The organism is Pseudomonas sp. 102515 (genome assembly GCF_031085165.1).
Lineage (GTDB): Bacteria > Pseudomonadota > Gammaproteobacteria > Pseudomonadales > Pseudomonadaceae > Chryseomonas.
Map to the genome: position 1 here is coordinate 49239 of NZ_JAVHTY010000008.1, position 17146 is coordinate 66384.

The following is a 17146-nucleotide window of genomic DNA, read 5'->3' on the forward strand; positions in this document are numbered from 1 at the left end:
CAGGTAATCAGGTCAGGGTCGCGGTGGCCAGCTTCACACCGAACCCCACGAACAGGGCGCCGACGCCACCGGTGGCGCCCGCGCTGAGGCGACGCCGCTGACGGAACCAGGCCGCCAGGCGAACGCCGCAGAAAATCAGGAACGACAGGTAGCAGAAGCTGATGGCTTCCAGCACCGCGCCCAGCACCAGAAAGGACAGCGCCGGATGGGCGTAACCGGGGTCCACGAACTGGATGAAGAAGGAGACGAAGAACAGGATCGCCTTCGGGTTCGACAGGCTCAGCAGCAGCGCCTTGCGGAACGGCTGGTGGACGTCCTCACGCAGGGTGGCCTCGGCCTGGCCCTGGGCCGGGCTGCGCCAGGACTTGAGTCCGCCGCGCAACATGCCCCAGCCGAGGTAGAACAGGTACGCCGCGCCCAGATACTTGAGGATCTGGAAGAACAGCGGCTCGGCCTTGAGCAGCGAGGCGACGCCCAGGGCGGAGAGCAGCATCAGCACGGCGTCACCGAGGAACACCGCGGAAGCCGCCTGGTAACCGCTGCGGATACCGCGCTGGGCGCTGGTGGCGAGCACGAAGAAGGAGTTGGGGCCAGGCAGCAGGATGACGAACAGGGTCCCGACCACGTAGGTCCAGAAGTCGATGACACCCAGATTCGCCAGCATGAGCCTTACCCTCCTTCCGTCTTAGCGGCGTGCCGCCATGGCCTGGATGAACTTGTCGAACAGCGGTGCCACATCATGCGGACCAGGGCTCGCCTCGGGGTGACCCTGGAAGCTGAAGGCGACCTTGTCGGTACGCTCGATGCCCTGCAGGGTGCCGTCGAACAGCGACTTGTGGGTGGCCCGCACAGTGGCCGGCAGACTGGCCTCGTCCACGGCGAAACCGTGGTTCTGGCTGGTGATCATCACCACGCCGCTGTCGAGATCCTGCACCGGATGGTTGGCGCCGTGGTGACCGTTGGGCATCTTCACCGTCTTGGCGCCGGAGGCCAGGGCCAGCAGTTGATGGCCCAGGCAGATGCCGAATACCGGAATCTCGGTCTCCAGGACATCCTGGATCGCCTTGATGGCGTAGTCGCAGGGTTCGGGATCGCCCGGCCCGTTGGCCAGGAAGATGCCGTCGGGCTGCAGCGCCAGGGCTTCGCTGGCCGGGGTCTGGGCCGGCAGCACGGTGATGCGGCAGCCGCGGGCCACCAGCATGCGCAGGATGTTCAGCTTGACGCCGTAGTCGAAGGCCACCACATGGTAAGGCAGCTGCTCGGCCGGGATCTCGGCGTGGCTGTCGCTTTCCAGCGACCAGACGCTGGAGCGCCATTCGTAGCGCTGCTTGACGCTGACTTCCTTGGCCAGGTCCATGCCCTTGAGGCCGGGGAAGGCGCGGGCCAGTTCCAGGGCGCGCTCTTCGGTGGCGTCTTCGCCGGTGAGGATGCAGCCATCCTGGGCACCTTTCTCGCGGAGGATGCGGGTCAGGCGACGGGTGTCGATGCCCGCGATGGCGATGGTGCCGTTTTCCTTGAGATAGTCCGCCAGCGACTGCTTGTTGCGCCAGTTGCTGGCCAGCAACGGCAGATCACGGATGATCAGCCCGGCAGCCCATACCTGGGCAGCCTCGCCATCCTGTGGCGTGGTACCGGTGTTGCCGATGTGCGGATAGGTCAGGGTGACGATCTGCTTCGCATAGGAAGGATCGGTCAGGATTTCCTGGTAGCCGGTCATGGCGGTGTTGAACACCACTTCGCCGACCGTGTGGCCGTCGGCACCGATGGATTCACCGCGAAAGATGCTGCCATCGGCAAGTGCGAGTATGGCTGGCTTAGTCAAGAAGACCTCCGAAAATCAAGCCTTGGCGGGCAAACGCAGGGTGCAAAAAAACGGGATGACATCTCGAAGAGTCATCCCGTTTTAATGTTGTGATTTCATTCTGCGCTAGCTTTTAGTGGATACACTAAAGCTGCATTGTACACGAATTGATCACGACTGGCACCCCCGCGAGCGGGTCAGCGCAACTCCAGTACGTCCTGCATGTCATATAGCGCCGGCTGTTTGTCCTTGAGCCAGAGGGCGGCGCGCACGGCGCCCTTGGCGAAAGTCATGCGACTGGACGCCTTGTGGGTGATCTCGACCCGCTCGCCTTCACTGGCGAACAGCACCGTGTGGTCGCCCACCACATCGCCGGCACGCACGGTGGCGAAGCCGATGGTCTGGCGATCGCGGGCACCGGTCTGGCCTTCCCGGCCATAGACGGCTACCTCTTCAAGGTCACGACCCAGCGCCTGGGCCACGACCTCGCCCATGCGCAGGGCGGTACCCGAGGGCGCATCGACCTTGTGTCTGTGGTGCGCCTCGATGATCTCGATATCGACCTCGTCACCCAGCACCCGGGCAGCGGTATCCAGCAGCTTGAGGCAAAGATTGACGCCGACGCTGAAATTGGCCGCGAAGACGATGGGGATTTCCTTGCCCGCCTCCAGCAGGGTCAGCTTCTGCTCGGCGGTGAAGCCGGTGGTGCCGATCACCATGGCCTTCTTCGCCTTGCGGCAGAGCGCCAGATTCTGCAGGGTCACGCTGGGATGGGTGAAGTCGATGACGACATCGAAATCATCCAGCACCCGCGCCAGGTCACCCGACAACATCACCCCATTACGGCCGATGCCGGCGAGCTCGCCCGCGTCGGCACCCACCAGGCTGCTCTCGGGACGATCCACAGCGGCAGTCAGGCCGGCAGCGCCCTGGGTCTGTTGGACCGCTTCGATCAGGGTCTTGCCCATGCGCCCCGCGGCGCCCATTACAGCTATACGTCGCATCATCAGCTCCAGGCTGCTGGCCGGGCGCCGCCTCGCGACGACGCCCCTGCCGGTTTAGAGGTCGTCGAAGAAGCGCTTCATGCCGTCGAACCAGCCACTGGCCCGGGGCGAATGGGAGCTGTCGCTCTGCAGGGTGTTGCGGAATTCCTCGAGCAGCTCGCGCTGCCGCCGGCTCAGGTTGACCGGGGTCTCCACCACTACCTTGCACATCAGGTCGCCGGCACCACCACCACGCACGGGCGTCACACCCTTGCCACGCAGGCGGAACATCTTGCCGGTCTGGGTGCCCTCGGGGATCTTCAGCTTGACGCGGCCATCCAGGGTCGGCACTTCCAGCTCGCCACCCAGGGCGGCGTCGGTGAAGTTGATCGGCACCTCGCAATAAAGATGCTTGCCGTCACGCTGGAAGATCGAGTGCTCGCGCACATTGACCACCACGTAGAGATCACCGCCCGGACCACCCAGGGTCCCGGCCTCGCCCTCGCCGGTCAGGCGGATGCGGTCGCCGGTGTCGACTCCCGCCGGCACCTTGACCGACAGGGTCTTCTGCTCTTCCACACGCCCCTGGCCATGACAGGCCGTGCAGGGCTCGGGAATGATCTTGCCGCTGCCGTGGCAACGCGGGCAGGTCTGCTGCACCGAGAAGAAGCCCTGCTGCATGCGCACCTGACCGATGCCACCGCAGGTGGGACAGGTGGAAGCCGAGGTACCCGGCTTGGCGCCATTGCCGTCGCAGATCTTGCATTCGACCAGGGTGGGCACGCGAATGGTGACCGTGGTCCCGCGCACCGCCTCTTCCAGATCCAGATCCAGGGTGTAGCGCAGGTCGGCGCCGCGCTGTGGACCGCCTCGGCCACCGGCGCCACCGCGCCCGCCGAAGAAGTCGCTGAAGACGTCGCCGAAGATGTCGGAGAAGCTCGCGCCGCCGGCCGCGCCACCGAAACCGCCGCCGCCCATGCTCGGATCGACGCCAGCATGGCCGTACTGGTCGTAGGCCGAGCGCTTGCCCGCATCGGACAGCACTTCGTAGGCCTCGGCGGCCTCCTTGAACTGCTCTTCGGCAGCCGCGTCACCCGGATTGCGATCCGGGTGGTATTTCATCGCCAGGCGTCGGTAGGCCTTCTTGAGCTCGGCTTCGCTGGCGCCGCGCTCGACCCCGAGCACCTCATAGTAATCACGTTTGGCCATAGACTTTCTGCACCTTAAATTTTCTCACCCTCCAGACACGCCAACGCGGGAGCAGGCTCCCGCGTGGCGGATCCGACGAGCCGAAGCCCGTCAGGTGCGGTAAGCACGCGGCTTACTTGTTGTCCTTCACTTCCTCGAACTCGGCATCGACCACATCGTCGCCAGGCTTCTTGGCATCACCGTCCGCCTTGGCCGAGGCGCCTTCGGCACCCGCGGCAGCGCCCTGCTCGGAGTAGAGCTTCTGGGCCAGCGGCGCGGAGGCCTGGGACAGGGCATTCATCTTGGCTTCGATGGCATCCTTGTCGTCGCCACGTACCGCGGTTTCCAGTTCGCCAATGGCCTTTTCGATGGTGCTCTTCTCTTCGGCGGTGGCCTTGTCGCCGGCCTCGGTCAGCATCTTGCGGGTGCCGTGCACCAGGGCATCACCCTGGTTGCGGGCCGCAGCCAGCTCTTCGAACCTGCGATCCTCGTCGGCATTGGCCTCGGCGTCACGCACCATCTGCTGAATCTCGTCCTCGGACAGACCGGAGGACGCCTTGATGACGATGGACTGCTGCTTGCCGGTGGCCTTGTCCTTGGCGGACACGTTGAGGATACCGTTGGCGTCGATGTCGAAGGTCACCTCGATCTGCGGCACGCCACGCGGCGCCGGCGGGATCTCGGCCAGGTCGAACTTGCCCAGCGACTTGTTCTGCGCGGCCTGCTTGCGCTCGCCCTGCAGCACGTGGATGGTCACGGCGCCCTGGTTGTCGTCGGCGGTGGAGAACACCTGCGACTTCTTGGTCGGGATGGTGGTGTTCTTCTCGATCAGCGCGGTCATCACGCCACCCATGGTCTCGATGCCTAGGGTCAGCGGGGTGACGTCCAGCAGCAGCACGTCCTTGACGTCACCGGCCAGCACGGCGCCCTGGATGGCAGCACCGATGGCGACGGCTTCGTCCGGGTTGACGTCCTTACGCGCTTCCTTGCCGAAGAAATCGGCCACACGCTTCTGCACCAGCGGCATGCGGGTCTGACCGCCCACCAGGATGACCTCGTGGATGTCGGACACGTCCAGACCGGAGTCCTTCAGCGCAGTGCGGCACGGCTCGATGGTGCGCTCGACCAGTTCTTCCACCAGGGACTCCAGCTTGGCGCGGGAGACCTTGACGTTCAGGTGCTTGGGACCGCTGGCATCGGCGGTGATGTACGGCAGGTTGACGTCGGTCTGGGTAGCCGAGGACAACTCGATCTTGGCCTTCTCGGCAGCTTCCTTCAGGCGCTGCATGGCCAGCGGATCACCCTTGAGGTTCATGCCGCTTTCTTTCTTGAACTCCTCGACGAGATAGTCGATCAGGCGGATGTCGAAGTCTTCGCCACCCAGGAAGGTGTCGCCATTGGTGGCCAGCACCTCGAACTGATGCTCACCGTCGACCTCGGCGATCTCGATGACCGAGACGTCGAAGGTGCCGCCGCCCAGGTCATAGACGATCACGGTGTGGTCGCCCTTCGCCTTGTCCAGGCCATAGGCCAGGGCAGCCGCGGTGGGCTCGTTGATGATGCGCTTGACGTCCAGACCGGCGATGCGACCGGCATCCTTGGTAGCCTGGCGCTGGCTGTCGTTGAAGTAGGCCGGCACGGTGATGACCGCCTCGGTCACGGCTTCGCCCAGATAGTCCTCAGCGGTCTTCTTCATCTTCTTCAGAACTTCGGCAGACACCTGCGGCGGAGCCATCTTCTGGCCCTTGGCCTCGACCCAGGCGTCCCCGTTGTCGGCCTTGACGATCTTGTAGGGGACCATCTCGATGTCTTTCTGCACGACGTTTTCTTCGTAACGCCGACCGATCAGACGCTTGACCGCGTACAGGGTGTTCTGCGGATTGGTCACCGCCTGGCGCTTGGCCGGCTGGCCGACCAGGGTCTCGCCATCGTTGGTGTAGGCGATGATGGACGGCGTGGTACGGGTGCCTTCGGCGTTTTCCAGTACCTTGACGTTACCATTTTCGAGGATCGCGACGCAGGAGTTGGTCGTCCCCAGGTCGATACCGATGATCTTGCCCATGTAGTCTTCTCCAGAAATCTCAGATTCCGCGCGGCCCGCTCAGGGGGCCTTTGATGTTCGCTTGCCTACCAGATGGGGCCGAGCGAAAGAATTTCAAGCCTTTTCGTCGATGCTCGGCTGCTGCGCCGCAGGTGCCTTGCTGACTACCACCATCGCCGGCCGCAGCAGGCGACCATTGAGCAGATAGCCCTTTTGAAACACCTTGAGCACGCTGCCCGGCTCGGCGGTAGCGCTCTCCTCCATGGCCATGGCCTGGTGGTGCTCCGGATTGAAGGGCGCGCCGTAGGGGTCGACGGCCTCGACCTGATAGCGCTTGAGGGTGTCCTGCAGCATCTTCAGGGTCAGCTCCATGCCTTCACGCATGGGCTTGAGGGTCTCGTCGGTAGCGTTGGACAGTTCCAGGCCACGCTCCAGGCTGTCGAGCACCGGCAGGAGATCGCCGGCGAATTTTTCCAGCGCGAACTTGTGCGCCTTCTCCACATCCTGCTCGGCGCGACGACGCACGTTCTGCAGCTCGGCGACGCTGCGCAGGGACTGGTCCTGGGCGGCGGCAAGCTGCTCTTCGAGCGTGGCAACGCGGGCGGCGAGATCCTCGTGCTGGACGTCGCCCTGGGTGGCTTCGTGCTCGGGGGTCTGGGAGTTCTGTTCGTCGGCCATGGAGTCCTCCTGTAATAATGCCGGTAGGCGCGCCCGCCAATGGACGACGCCTTGATCGATGGCGCCTATATGGGGCCGCCGGCCGGCGCTTCAAGAGCTGTATGGATTGCCAGTGCCCGAGAGGCACTGTATAAACAACCAGAAACCGCTTTCGGAGATCGTCGCATGCTGGTGCATCTGTCCGTCCGCAACTACGCCATCGTCGAACACCTCGACCTCGACCTCGAGCGCGGCATGACCGTGATCACCGGCGAAACCGGCGCCGGCAAGTCCATCATGCTCGATGCCCTTGGCCTCACCCTGGGCGATCGCGCCGACAGCGATGCGGTCCGGCCCGGTGCCGACAAGGCCGATGTCCTGGCCAGCTTCGACACCACCGACATCCCTGAGGCCCGCCAGTGGCTCGCCGAGCGCGACCTGGAGCAGGACGGTCCCTGTCTGCTGCGCCGCGTCATCACCCGCGAAGGGCGTTCGCGTGGCTATATCAATGGCTCGCCCTGCCCGCTGGGGGATCTCAAGACCCTCGGCGGTCTGCTGATCGACATTCACAACCAGCACGAGCACCAGTCGCTGCTCGGCCTCGACACCCACCGCCGCCTGCTGGACGAATACGCAGGCGCGGGCGAGCTGGTCCGCCAGGTGCAGCTCGCCGCCCAGCGCTGGCGCCAGGTGCGGCAGACCCTGGAGCGCCTGACCCGCAATGGCGACGAGCAACGCGCCCGTCATCAGCTGCTCAGCTATCAGCTCGAAGAACTCGACAACCTCGCTCTGGCCGAAGGCGAGCTGCAGGCGCTTGAACAGGAGCAGAGCGATCTGGCGAGTGCCGAGCACATCCTGCTGGCCTGCCGCCAGGCCATGGATCTCTGTACCGAAAACGAGCAGGGCAATGCGCTGTCGGCACTCAATGCCAGCGTGGCACGCCTGACCACCTTCGACCGTCCCCCGGCGCAGATCCAGGAAGCCAGCAACCTGCTCGCTTCCGCGCAGATCCAGATCGAGGAGGCGATGAATGAACTCAATCGCTTCGTCGATCATTTCGAAGCCGATCCGGAGCGCCAGCAGGCGGTGCAGGAGCGTCTCGACAGCGTCTACAGCCTCGCCCGCAAGCATCGCGTGCAACCCGAAGCGCTGCTGGAGTTGCACGAACAGCTGCGCAACGAACTGCAATCGCTGGATGCCGATGACGTCGCCCTGGAGCGACTGCAGGAAGAGCTGACGGCCTTCGAGCGCCACTACCAGGAGAAGGCCGGCGAATTGAGCCGTCTGCGCGAGCAGCGGGCGCCGGAACTGGCTGCAGCGGTCGAAACCGAGATGCAGCGCCTGGGCATGCCGGGTGGCCGCTTCAGCATCACCCTCACGCCGGGCAGTACCGGCGAGCCCCAGCCGCTGGGCAACGAGGGGGTCGAGTTCCGCGTCAGCGCCAACCCGGGCCAGCCCCTGCGCCCGCTGGCCAAGGTCGCTTCCGGCGGCGAACTGTCACGGATCAGTCTGGCCATCCAGGTCATCACCGCCCAGACCTCGCGTACGCCCACACTGGTATTCGACGAGGTGGACGTCGGTATCGGCGGCCCGACCGCCGAGGTAGTCGGCCAACTGCTGCGGCAACTGGGCGAGCGGGGCCAGGTACTGACGGTCACCCACCTGCCCCAGGTGGCAGCACAGGGCCATCAGCATCTGTTCGTGCACAAGGAACGTGGCACCGACGAGACCCGCACGGCGGTCGCCAAGCTGGACCGGGCGCGTCGTGTGGAAGAGGTGGCGCGCATGCTCGGCGGCGTCGACCTTACCCGCGAATCCCTCGCCCACGCCCGCAAGCTAGTGGTCAGCCGCTAGACACAGACTGCCTACAGACATGAAAAAGGCGACTCGGAGGTCGCCTTTTTCATGTCTGGATCTTCACTTGCGCTGACGGATGTACAGCACGAGGTTGTGATCGACCAGCTCGAAACCATGCTCTTCGACGATCTCGCGCTGACGCTTTTCGATCGAGGCATCGGTGAACTCGATGACTTCGCCGGTATCCACATCCACCATGTGATCGTGGTGCCCGGTGTCGGCCAACTCGAACACGGCGTGACCGCCATCGAAATTGTGGCGCACCACCAGACCGGCCGCCTCGAACTGGGTAAGGACCCGATAGACCGTTGCCAGCCCCACGTCCTCGCCCGCCTCCATCAGCGCCTTGTAAACGTCTTCAGCGCTCATGTGGCGCTGCTCGGTGGTGTCCAGCATCTGCAATATCTTGACGCGCGGCAGGGTCACTTTCAGACCCGCTTTGCGGAGTTCGTTGTTCTCTACCATGCTCTTTCTCGGTGCCGAGTGCTTTCGCAGCCCTCGGGAATACGGGTATGATCGGTGCTTCGTTGCCCAGCAAGATAGTGGAAGTCTCCCACCGATGCAAAACCTCAAGCAAACGCTGACCGGGCTCTCTCTGATGGGCCTAGCCATGCTCGCCGGCTGCTCTCTGCCGGGGGTTTACAAGATCGACATCCAGCAGGGCAACGTCGTCACCCAGGACATGATAGACCAGTTGCGCCCCGGAATGACCCGACAACAGGTCCGGTTTATCATGGGTTCGCCGCTGATCCAGGACACCTTCCATCCCAATCGCTGGGATTATCTGTACAGCCTGCAGGCCGCCGGCGGTCAGCGGAAACAGGAACGTGTCAGCCTGGTGTTCAATGGCGACAATCAGTTGAGCGGCCTGGCTGGCGATTTCATGCCAGGCACCAGCCGTGAACAGCAGATCATGGGTACCGACAGTGGCACCAGCGTGGATCCCACCGCGCCGGCGCAACCCGCCACTGTGCCGGCGGCAGCACCGGAAACGCCCGCCGTGCCCGGCTCGACCGAAGACACTATCCAGAAGGAGATCGACAGCGCCAGCCCGGCTGCCATCCCGACTCCCGACCGCATCCGTACCGACGGCCAGTGATTACCACCTAGAGGCCAGCCTTAGCTCTGGCCTTTTCGGCCCGCCGCTTGCGACTCTCCTTGGGATCCGCAAGCAGCGGACGGTAGATCTCTACCCGCTCGCCTTCCAGCAGTTTCCTTTCATCCGGCTTGGCGACCAGCTTGCCAAAGATGCCGACCTGATGACCTTCGCGCTGTTCTGGCGTCAGCTGGTCAAGCAAACCCGACGCCAGCACCGCCTGCTCGACCGTGGCGCCCTCTTCGAGCTGCAGGCTCAACAGCCATTGCCGCTCCGGTAGCGCCAACGCTACCTCGATGGCGAGACGCTCAGCCATAGAGCGCTCGGGCACGCTGGCAGAAGGCATCCACCATGGTATTGGCCGCCTGATTGAACAGCGGCCCCAGGGTCGCGCGCACGATGGCGCTGTCGTATTCGAAGGACAGATCCAGCGAGATCTTGCAGGCCTTGTCGCCCAGCGCCTTGAAGGACCAGACGCCATGCAGCTGTTTGAAGGGACCTTTTTCCAGATCCATGGTGATGGATTCGTCCGGCACTAGGGTGTTGCGGGTCGTGAATTGCTGGCTCAGGCCACCCTTGGCCACGGTAAGACCGGCGCGCATCAGGCCTTCGTCCTGCTCCAGGATCTGGGCGGACGAGCACCACGGCAGGAACTCCGGATAACGGTCCACGTCATTGACGAGCGCATAGAGCGCCGAAGCAGGATAGGGCAGCAACGCCGAACGTTGGATGTGCGTGCTCATCGGAACCTCGTAGAATAGCGAATTCGGTGTCGGACCTTGAATTTGAGGGCGGCGCACGCAATTTACTCCCGCATCAGCCTGCCGCAGTCTAGAACCGCGGTATTGTCCGTGTTTGCTCATACCCGCTCAAGCGCGTGGCGACATTTCCCCCGACTCGCTGTACCCTGGAATCATGGCCAAGCAAAAGAAAGTCTCCCCCGGCAGCATCGCGCAGAACAAAAAGGCGCTACACGAATACTTCGTCGACACCCGCTTTGAAGCAGGTGTTTCCCTGGCAGGTTGGGAGGTCAAGAGCCTGAGAGCCGGCAAGGCACAGCTGACCGACAGCTATGTGCTGCTCAAGGACGGTGAAGCCTGGCTGCTGGGCAGCCACATCACCCCGCTGCAGACGGCCAGTACGCACGTCATCGCCGACCCTACCCGTACCCGCAAGTTGCTCCTCAACAAGCGCGAGCTGGGCAAGCTGTTTGGCGCCGTGCAGCAGAAGGGCTACGCCTGCGTTGCGCTGTCGCTCTACTGGAAAAAACACCTGGTCAAGTGCGAGATCGCGCTGGCCAAGGGCAAGAAGGAATTCGACAAGCGCGCCACCGAGCGCGAGCGCGATTCCGACCGCGAGATCCAAAGAGCCATCCGCAAGGACGCCAAATAGCCAAGCGGCCGAAAAACGTTTCGTCAGCAATGGCTTGCGTCGGACGGCTGGAATTCCTATAGTGAACGACCAGCAAGTTTTGGGGGCGATTAGGATTCGACGCCGGTAACGAAACTTGAGGGGCATGCCGAGCTGGTAGCAGAACTCGTAAATTCGCTGCTGCAAACTTATAGTTGCCAACGACGACAACTACGCTCTAGCTGCTTAACGCGGCTAGCAGTCGCTAGGGGATGCCTGTAAACCCGAAACGACTGTCAGATAGAACAGGATCGCCGCCAAGTTCGCTGTAGACGTAACGGCTAAAACTTATACAGCTCGCCCAAAGCACCCTGCCCGTCGGGCCGCAATGGGTTAACTCAGTAGACAGGGCTAAGCATGTAGAACCGATAGCGGAGAGCTGGCGGACGGGGGTTCAAATCCCCCCGCCTCCACCAAAAAGAAAGGGCAGCCACTGGCTGCCCTTTTTCTTTGCCTGATCGACGAGGCCCTAGAAAGGAATGTCGTCGTCGAAGCTGTCGTAGTCCTGCTGCGCCGGCTGCTGCTGGGGCTTGGGCTGCTGCTGAGGACGACTGTTGCCAGAGCCGCCATTGCCACCGTTGTCGTACTGCGGGGCCGACTGCTGGGGACGAGGGGCACGCTGCTGCTGAGGCGCAGGTGCGCTCTGGTTGTATTCGTCATTGCCACCAGCATTGCCACCACGGCCACCCAGCAACTGCATGTTGCCGTTGATATCGACCACGATTTCGGTGGTGTAGCGATCCTGACCGTCCTGGCCCTGCCACTTGCGCGTACGTAGGGAACCTTCGACATACACCTGGGAGCCCTTGCGAATGTACTCGCCAGCGATCTCCGCCAGACGACCAAAGAACACCACCCGGTGCCATTCGGTACGATCCTGCTGCTGGCCGGTCTGCTTGTCCTTCCAGCTTTCGCTGGTGGCCAGGGTGACATTGGTCACCGCATTGCCATTGGGCATGTAACGGGTTTCGGGATCGGCGCCGGCGTTGCCGACGAGGATGACTTTGTTGACGCCACGGGCCATATGAATCTCCTGATGAGGCTGTCGATCAAGCGGCGACTGGCGTTTGGCTTACCAGTCGCTCCAATTGCACCCGATCGACGATTTTAGTATCGATCTTGATATAGACGGCTTGCTCTTCCGCCACCATTACCGCATCGGTCACTCCGGCCAGGGCCAACAGGCGTCCGACCAATCCCTGGTCGTTGACTAGCGCGGGCGTAACCGGCAAACGCAGGCTGGTGACATAGGGCGGTTCTCGCATCGTACCAGCAATCACCGCCCATCCCAGGCAAAGCGCTGCACAACCCAGGAAGACGGTGGACAGGCCACCATGCTGGAACAGCCAACCACCGAGGATACCGCCCAATGCGGAACCAAGGAACTGACTGGTGGAATAGACCCCCATGGCCGTGCCCTTGCCGCCTGCAGGTGCCACCTTGCTCACCAGTGACGGCAGCGAGGCCTCCAGCAGGTTGAAGGCGGTAAAGAACACCACGATGCCAATGACCAGGGCCACCAGGCTGTTGCTGAAGAAGAAGAAATACAGCTCGCACAACACCAGCACACTGACGGCGCCCACCAGCACGCGCTTCATCCGCCGCTTCTTTTCACCATAGATGATGAAGGGAACCATGGCGAAGAAGCCGACCACCAGTGCGGTCAGGTAAACCCACCAGTGCTCTTCCTTGGGCAGGCCGGCGTGTTCGGCGAGGGCCAGCGGCAGGACGACGAAACTCGCCATCAGCACGGCGTGCAGCGCCAGGATACCGAAGTCCAGCCGCAGCAGATCGCGATTGCGCAGGGTCGCGCCCAGCGCCTGACGCGCCAGATTCGACTCCCGGTGGGCGAAGGGCGAAGCCTGGTGAGGAACCAGGAACAGCACGATCAGCAAGCCGACCAGTGCCAGTCCGCAGGTCGCCCAGAACAGGCCGGCGAGACCATAGGCACGGGTCAGCAGCGGTCCTGCCACCATCGCCACGGCAAAGGACACGCCGATGCTCATGCCGATGGTAGCCATGGCCTTGGTGCGATGCTGCTCGCGGGTCTGATCCGACAGCAGCGCCATGATGGCGGCCGAAATGGCACCGCCGCCCTGCACGATACGACCGGCGATGACGCCCCAGATCGAGTGGGCATTGGCGGCAATGGCGGCACCAAGGGCGAACACCAGCAGTCCACCAATGATGATGGGGCGTCGACCAATGCGATCGGACAGCGTCCCCAGGGGAATTTGCAGGACCGCTTGGGTCAAACCATAGGCACCTATGGCCAGGCCAATCAGCGCCGGGGTGGCATCCGCCAACTCCTGACCATAGGTCGCCAGGACCGGGAGCACCATGAACATACCGAGCATACGAAAGGCGAAGACCAGAGCCAGCCCGAGGGCGGCACGGCGTTCGACGCCGTTCATGGCTTCACTGCGCTTGTCGAGCATTGATAATCCTCTCGTCGGCGACAGGCTTTTACGTCGCCACACAGCTTTAAAACAGTCGTAACAATGACCATTTAGGGAGGAAGCGGTGAAGATAGCCGAGCGCTCGTCCGAACGTTCCCGACCGCCAGGATCACGAACGCCCGATCACCGCTGTCGGGCCACCAATTTTACCAGCCTTGCCCCCTCTCTCACAGGCGCGGCAGATAGCCGCAGCCCGGGACGAGACCTCTTTCCTATTGAAGCGCCGCCAAAACGAGGCAGAAGTCTACGTGGATAAAATCCTCATCCGTGGGGCCCGTACCCATAATCTGAAGAACATCGACCTTACCCTCCCCCGGGACAAGCTCATCGTCATTACCGGCCTCTCCGGTTCCGGCAAGTCTTCGCTAGCGTTCGACACCCTCTATGCCGAAGGCCAGCGCCGCTACGTGGAATCCCTGTCGGCCTATGCCCGGCAGTTCCTGTCGATGATGGAAAAGCCCGACGTGGACACCATCGAAGGCCTGTCCCCGGCGATTTCCATCGAGCAGAAGTCCACCTCGCACAACCCGCGCTCCACCGTGGGCACCATCACCGAGATCTACGACTACCTGCGCCTGCTCTATGCGCGCGTCGGTACGCCTCGCTGTCCGGAGCACGATGTGCCCCTGGAAGCCCAGACCGTCAGCCAGATGGTCGATCAGGTGCTGGCCATGCCGGAAGGCGAGCGACTCATGCTGCTCGCCCCCATCGTGCGCGAGCGCAAGGGTGAACACCTCTCGGTATTCGAGGAGCTGCGCGCCCAGGGCTTCGTCCGCGTCCGCGTCAATGGCCGTCTGCACGAGATGGACGAACTGCCCAAGCTCGACAAGCAGAAGAAGCACACCATCGAGGTGGTGGTGGATCGCTTCAAGGTGCGCGAAGACCTCCAGCAACGCCTGGCGGAATCCTTCGAGACGGCGCTGAAGCTGGCCGACGACATCGCCATCATCGCCCCAATGGAAGGCGAAAAGGGCGAAGAGATCGTCTTCTCCGCGCGCTTCGCCTGCCCGATCTGCGGCTTCTCCATCGGCGAACTGGAGCCCAAGCTGTTTTCCTTCAACAACCCCGCGGGGGCTTGTCCGACCTGTGACGGCCTGGGCGTGAAGCAATTCTTCGATGCCCGCCGGGTGGTCAACGAGGAGCTCAGCCTCAGCGAAGGCGCCATCCGCGGCTGGGACAGGCGCAACGTCTATTACTTCCAGATGCTCGGCTCGTTGGCGAGTCACTATGGCTTCAGCCTGGACGAGCCCTTCAAGGGTCTCGATGACAAGCACCGCAAGGCGGTCCTCAGCGGCTCCGGACGCGAGAGCGTCAACTTCCGCTATCTCAATGACCGCGGTGACATCGTCAAGCGCGCCCACCCCTTCGAAGGCATCCTGCCGAATCTGGAGCGGCGTTATCGCGAGACCGAATCCCAGAGCGTGCGGGAAGAGCTGGCCAAGTACCTGAGCACCCAGCATTGCCCGGACTGCAATGGTACCCGCCTGCGGCGCGAAGCCCGGCATGTCTGGGTAGGTGACAAGACCCTGCCGGCGGTCACCCGTCTGCCCGTGGGCGATGCCACCCAGTACTTCCAGGACCTCACCCTCAAGGGCCAGCGTCAGCAGATCGCCGACAAGATCCTCAAGGAGATTCGCGAGCGCCTGCAGTTCCTGGTCAACGTCGGCCTGGACTACCTGACCCTGGATCGCAGCGCCGACACCTTGTCCGGCGGCGAAGCGCAGCGTATCCGCCTGGCCAGCCAGATCGGCGCGGGTCTGGTGGGCGTCATGTACATCCTCGACGAGCCTTCCATCGGCCTCCACCAGCGCGACAACGAACGCCTGCTGGGTACCCTGACCCACCTGCGCGACCTGGGCAATACGGTCATCGTCGTCGAGCACGACGAGGATGCCATCCGCCTGGCGGACTATGTCATCGACATAGGTCCGGGCGCCGGCGTGCATGGCGGCCAGATCATCGCGGAAGGTACGCCCGACCAGGTGATGCAGCATCCCGACTCGGTGACCGGGCAGTACCTGTCGGGCCGCAAGAAGATCGTTGTCCCTGCCAAGCGCACGCCGCGGGACAAGAAGAAGCTGCTGAAGCTGAAAGGTGCCCGCGGCAACAACCTGCAGAACGTCAATCTGGAGATTCCCGTTGGCCTGCTGACCTGCGTGACCGGAGTGTCTGGCTCCGGCAAGTCGACCCTGATCAACAACACCCTCTTCCCACTGACCGCCACGGCGCTCAATGGCGCGACGACCCTGGAGGTCGCCGCTCATGACAGCTTCGACGGCATGCAGCACCTGGACAAGGTGGTGGATATCGACCAGAGCCCCATCGGCCGGACTCCACGTTCCAACCCGGCGACCTACACCGGTCTCTTCACCCCGATTCGCGAATTGTTCTCCGGCGTCCCGGAATCCCGCTCCCGCGGCTACACCCCGGGGCGCTTCTCCTTCAACGTCAAGGGCGGCCGCTGCGAAGCCTGCCAGGGCGATGGTGTGATCAAGGTGGAGATGCACTTCCTGCCGGACGTCTACGTCGCCTGTGACGTGTGCAAGGGCAAGAGATACAACCGCGAGACCCTGGAGGTGAAGTACAAGGGCAAGACCATCACCGAGGTCCTGGACATGACCATCGAAGAGGCCCATGCCTTCTTCGAGTCCATCCCGGCTCTGGCGCGCAAGCTGCAGACGCTGATGGATGTGGGCCTGTCCTATATTCGTCTCGGCCAGAGCGCCACGACCCTGTCAGGCGGTGAGGCCCAGCGTGTGAAGCTGGCGCGGGAACTGTCCAAGCGCGATACCGGCAAGACACTCTATATCCTCGACGAGCCCACCACCGGTCTGCACTTCGCCGATATCCAGCAGCTGTTGGACGTACTGCATCGCCTGCGGGATCACGGCAATACCGTGGTGGTGATCGAGCACAACCTCGATGTCATCAAGACCGCCGACTGGCTGGTGGACCTGGGTCCGGAAGGCGGCTCGAAGGGTGGTCAGATCATCGCGACAGGTACACCCGAGGAAGTCGCGGCGAACAAGAAGTCCTACACTGGCCATTTCCTCAAGCCCCTGCTGGAACGTGACCGGGAGTAATCCTCGGCGCCCTCCAGAATGCAAAAAGCCCGGCATATGCCGGGCTTTTTCTGGCTCGCGTAGGTTGGGTTGAGCGGAGCCCAACACCCAGTCGTCACTCCGCTGTCTCGCCAATCCTTCCTTCAAGCTCAACACTCACGTTCAGCTCTTGCCTGCTGGGCTTCGCAAGCTCAGTCGAACCTACGGCTTAGCCATTATCGTCTAAGCCAAAGTCGCGGCTGCGGTATGGCACTGGGTAGGAGCGGCCGCATCGGCCGCGATAGCCCGGCGCAGCCGGGCTGTTGTGGCTGTTCTGCTCTTGCAGACTCAAAGCAGCACTTGACCTCTCAAGCCTCCGCCATGCCGCCTTTAATCCCCTCCCCGGGCAGGCTAGGGTGAGGGCAACCCTGGGCACGTGAGTTACTTTCGTCCGCTGACCTGGCTATTCGCCCAAGCGCCCTGATGCCCGGCCAAACTTTTCCCGCCCCAAAGACAACACCCCCGCCAGAATGAACTGAGCGGGGGTGCTGGGTGTTAGGCGCTTGACGATGACCTACTCTCACATGGGGAAACCCCACACTACCATCGGCGA

General features: G+C 63.1%; 15 protein-coding genes and 1 other RNA gene. 5 read left to right on the forward strand and 11 right to left on the reverse strand.

Going from position 1 to position 17146, the window contains the following annotated elements; genetic code table 11:
• Nucleotides 1-7: 7 nt before the first annotated feature.
• The 6 genes from leuE to grpE all read right to left on the reverse strand — a co-directional run bounded on the left by leuE (nt 8) and on the right by grpE (nt 6691).
• On the reverse strand, nt 8-664 hold the full coding sequence (gene leuE / locus RCF34_RS22055) for a leucine efflux protein LeuE (protein WP_007162660.1): 657 nt from the start codon (nt 662-664) through the stop codon (nt 8-10).
• A 21-nt stretch (nt 665-685) separates the two neighbouring features.
• Nucleotides 686-1822, reverse strand: coding sequence for a glutamine-hydrolyzing carbamoyl-phosphate synthase small subunit (carA, locus tag RCF34_RS22060; RefSeq protein WP_308710098.1), 1137 nt, complete (start codon nt 1820-1822; stop codon nt 686-688).
• A gap of 176 nt (nt 1823-1998) precedes the next feature.
• Nucleotides 1999-2805, reverse strand: coding sequence for a 4-hydroxy-tetrahydrodipicolinate reductase (gene dapB, locus RCF34_RS22065; protein WP_308710099.1), 807 nt, complete (start codon nt 2803-2805; stop codon nt 1999-2001).
• Between the two features lie 54 nt (nt 2806-2859).
• Nucleotides 2860-3993 carry a molecular chaperone DnaJ gene (gene dnaJ / locus RCF34_RS22070; protein ID WP_308710100.1) on the reverse strand — a complete coding sequence of 378 codons (1134 nt, stop codon included), beginning with the start codon at nt 3991-3993 and terminating at the stop codon, nt 2860-2862.
• Between the two features lie 112 nt (nt 3994-4105).
• Nucleotides 4106-6034 (reverse strand): molecular chaperone DnaK, encoded by a 1929-nt coding sequence (gene dnaK, locus RCF34_RS22075; protein WP_308710101.1) that lies wholly within the window; start codon nt 6032-6034, stop codon nt 4106-4108.
• 93 nt (nt 6035-6127) lie between these two features.
• The gene (gene grpE / locus RCF34_RS22080) at nt 6128-6691 is read right to left on the reverse strand and encodes a nucleotide exchange factor GrpE (protein WP_308710102.1); all 564 of its coding nucleotides are present in this window, start codon (nt 6689-6691) and stop codon (nt 6128-6130) included.
• 165 nt (nt 6692-6856) lie between these two features.
• Between grpE and recN the strand changes: the two genes are divergently transcribed.
• Nucleotides 6857-8524: a DNA repair protein RecN gene (gene recN, locus RCF34_RS22085; RefSeq protein ID WP_308710103.1), complete on the forward strand. Its 1668-nt coding sequence runs from the start codon at nt 6857-6859 to the stop codon at nt 8522-8524.
• A 63-nt stretch (nt 8525-8587) separates the two neighbouring features.
• On the opposite strand, the gene fur is transcribed toward recN, so the two are convergent.
• On the reverse strand, nt 8588-8992 hold the full coding sequence (fur, locus tag RCF34_RS22090) for a ferric iron uptake transcriptional regulator (protein WP_007162667.1): 405 nt from the start codon (nt 8990-8992) through the stop codon (nt 8588-8590).
• Between the two features lie 94 nt (nt 8993-9086).
• On the opposite strand from fur, the gene RCF34_RS22095 reads away from it, so the two are divergent.
• Nucleotides 9087-9626, forward strand: a complete 540-nt coding sequence (locus tag RCF34_RS22095) for an outer membrane protein assembly factor BamE (RefSeq protein ID WP_308710104.1) — start codon at nt 9087-9089, stop codon at nt 9624-9626.
• Nucleotides 9627-9633: 7 nt separating this feature from the next.
• Here the strand turns inward: RCF34_RS22095 and RCF34_RS22100 are convergent, their stop codons facing one another.
• Together RCF34_RS22100 and RCF34_RS22105 are read right to left on the reverse strand one after the other, a co-directional pair.
• Nucleotides 9634-9939 (reverse strand): RnfH family protein, encoded by a 306-nt coding sequence (locus RCF34_RS22100; RefSeq protein ID WP_308710105.1) that lies wholly within the window; start codon nt 9937-9939, stop codon nt 9634-9636.
• Nucleotides 9932-10366 carry a type II toxin-antitoxin system RatA family toxin gene (locus RCF34_RS22105; protein WP_017640639.1) on the reverse strand — a complete coding sequence of 145 codons (435 nt, stop codon included), beginning with the start codon at nt 10364-10366 and terminating at the stop codon, nt 9932-9934. Before RCF34_RS22105 ends, RCF34_RS22100 begins: the two co-directional genes overlap by 8 nt.
• 172 nt (nt 10367-10538) lie before the next feature.
• On the opposite strand from RCF34_RS22105, the gene smpB reads away from it, so the two are divergent.
• Complete coding sequence (gene smpB / locus RCF34_RS22110; protein ID WP_007162671.1) at nt 10539-11015, forward strand: SsrA-binding protein SmpB; 477 nt, start codon at nt 10539-10541, stop codon at nt 11013-11015.
• Nucleotides 11016-11096: 81 nt separating this feature from the next.
• Nucleotides 11097-11449: a transfer-messenger RNA gene (gene ssrA / locus RCF34_RS22115) on the forward strand.
• 53 nt (nt 11450-11502) lie between these two features.
• Here the strand turns inward: ssrA and ssb are convergent.
• Both ssb and RCF34_RS22125 read right to left on the reverse strand, forming a co-directional pair.
• Entirely contained in the window at nt 11503-12057 is a 555-nt protein-coding gene (gene ssb, locus RCF34_RS22120; protein WP_093257079.1) for a single-stranded DNA-binding protein, read from the reverse strand.
• 25 nt (nt 12058-12082) lie between these two features.
• Nucleotides 12083-13471 (reverse strand): MFS transporter, encoded by a 1389-nt coding sequence (locus RCF34_RS22125; protein ID WP_308710106.1) that lies wholly within the window; start codon nt 13469-13471, stop codon nt 12083-12085.
• Between the two features lie 269 nt (nt 13472-13740).
• On the opposite strand from RCF34_RS22125, the gene uvrA reads away from it, so the two are divergent.
• The gene (gene uvrA, locus RCF34_RS22130; protein WP_308710107.1) at nt 13741-16575 is read left to right on the forward strand and encodes an excinuclease ABC subunit UvrA; all 2835 of its coding nucleotides are present in this window, start codon (nt 13741-13743) and stop codon (nt 16573-16575) included.
• Nucleotides 16576-17146 lie beyond the last annotated feature (571 nt).

What these genes read in the sequence shown, in the direction of transcription:
- leuE (WP_007162660.1), bottom strand. Translation starts at nt 664, where the DNA reads ATGCTGGCGAATCTGGGTGTCATCGACTTCTGGACCTACGTGGTCGGG.
- dapB (WP_308710099.1), bottom strand. Translation starts at nt 2,805, where the DNA reads ATGCGACGTATAGCTGTAATGGGCGCCGCGGGGCGCATGGGCAAGACC.
- dnaJ (WP_308710100.1), bottom strand. Translation starts at nt 3,993, where the DNA reads ATGGCCAAACGTGATTACTATGAGGTGCTCGGGGTCGAGCGCGGCGCC.
- dnaK (WP_308710101.1), bottom strand. Translation starts at nt 6,034, where the DNA reads ATGGGCAAGATCATCGGTATCGACCTGGGGACGACCAACTCCTGCGTC.
- grpE (WP_308710102.1), bottom strand. Translation starts at nt 6,691, where the DNA reads ATGGCCGACGAACAGAACTCCCAGACCCCCGAGCACGAAGCCACCCAG.
- recN (WP_308710103.1), top strand. Translation starts at nt 6,857, where the DNA reads ATGCTGGTGCATCTGTCCGTCCGCAACTACGCCATCGTCGAACACCTC.
- fur (WP_007162667.1), bottom strand. Translation starts at nt 8,992, where the DNA reads ATGGTAGAGAACAACGAACTCCGCAAAGCGGGTCTGAAAGTGACCCTG.
- RCF34_RS22095 (WP_308710104.1), top strand. Translation starts at nt 9,087, where the DNA reads ATGCAAAACCTCAAGCAAACGCTGACCGGGCTCTCTCTGATGGGCCTA.
- RCF34_RS22100 (WP_308710105.1), bottom strand. Translation starts at nt 9,939, where the DNA reads ATGGCTGAGCGTCTCGCCATCGAGGTAGCGTTGGCGCTACCGGAGCGG.
- RCF34_RS22105 (WP_017640639.1), bottom strand. Translation starts at nt 10,366, where the DNA reads ATGAGCACGCACATCCAACGTTCGGCGTTGCTGCCCTATCCTGCTTCG.
- smpB (WP_007162671.1), top strand. Translation starts at nt 10,539, where the DNA reads ATGGCCAAGCAAAAGAAAGTCTCCCCCGGCAGCATCGCGCAGAACAAA.
- ssb (WP_093257079.1), bottom strand. Translation starts at nt 12,057, where the DNA reads ATGGCCCGTGGCGTCAACAAAGTCATCCTCGTCGGCAACGCCGGCGCC.
- RCF34_RS22125 (WP_308710106.1), bottom strand. Translation starts at nt 13,471, where the DNA reads ATGCTCGACAAGCGCAGTGAAGCCATGAACGGCGTCGAACGCCGTGCC.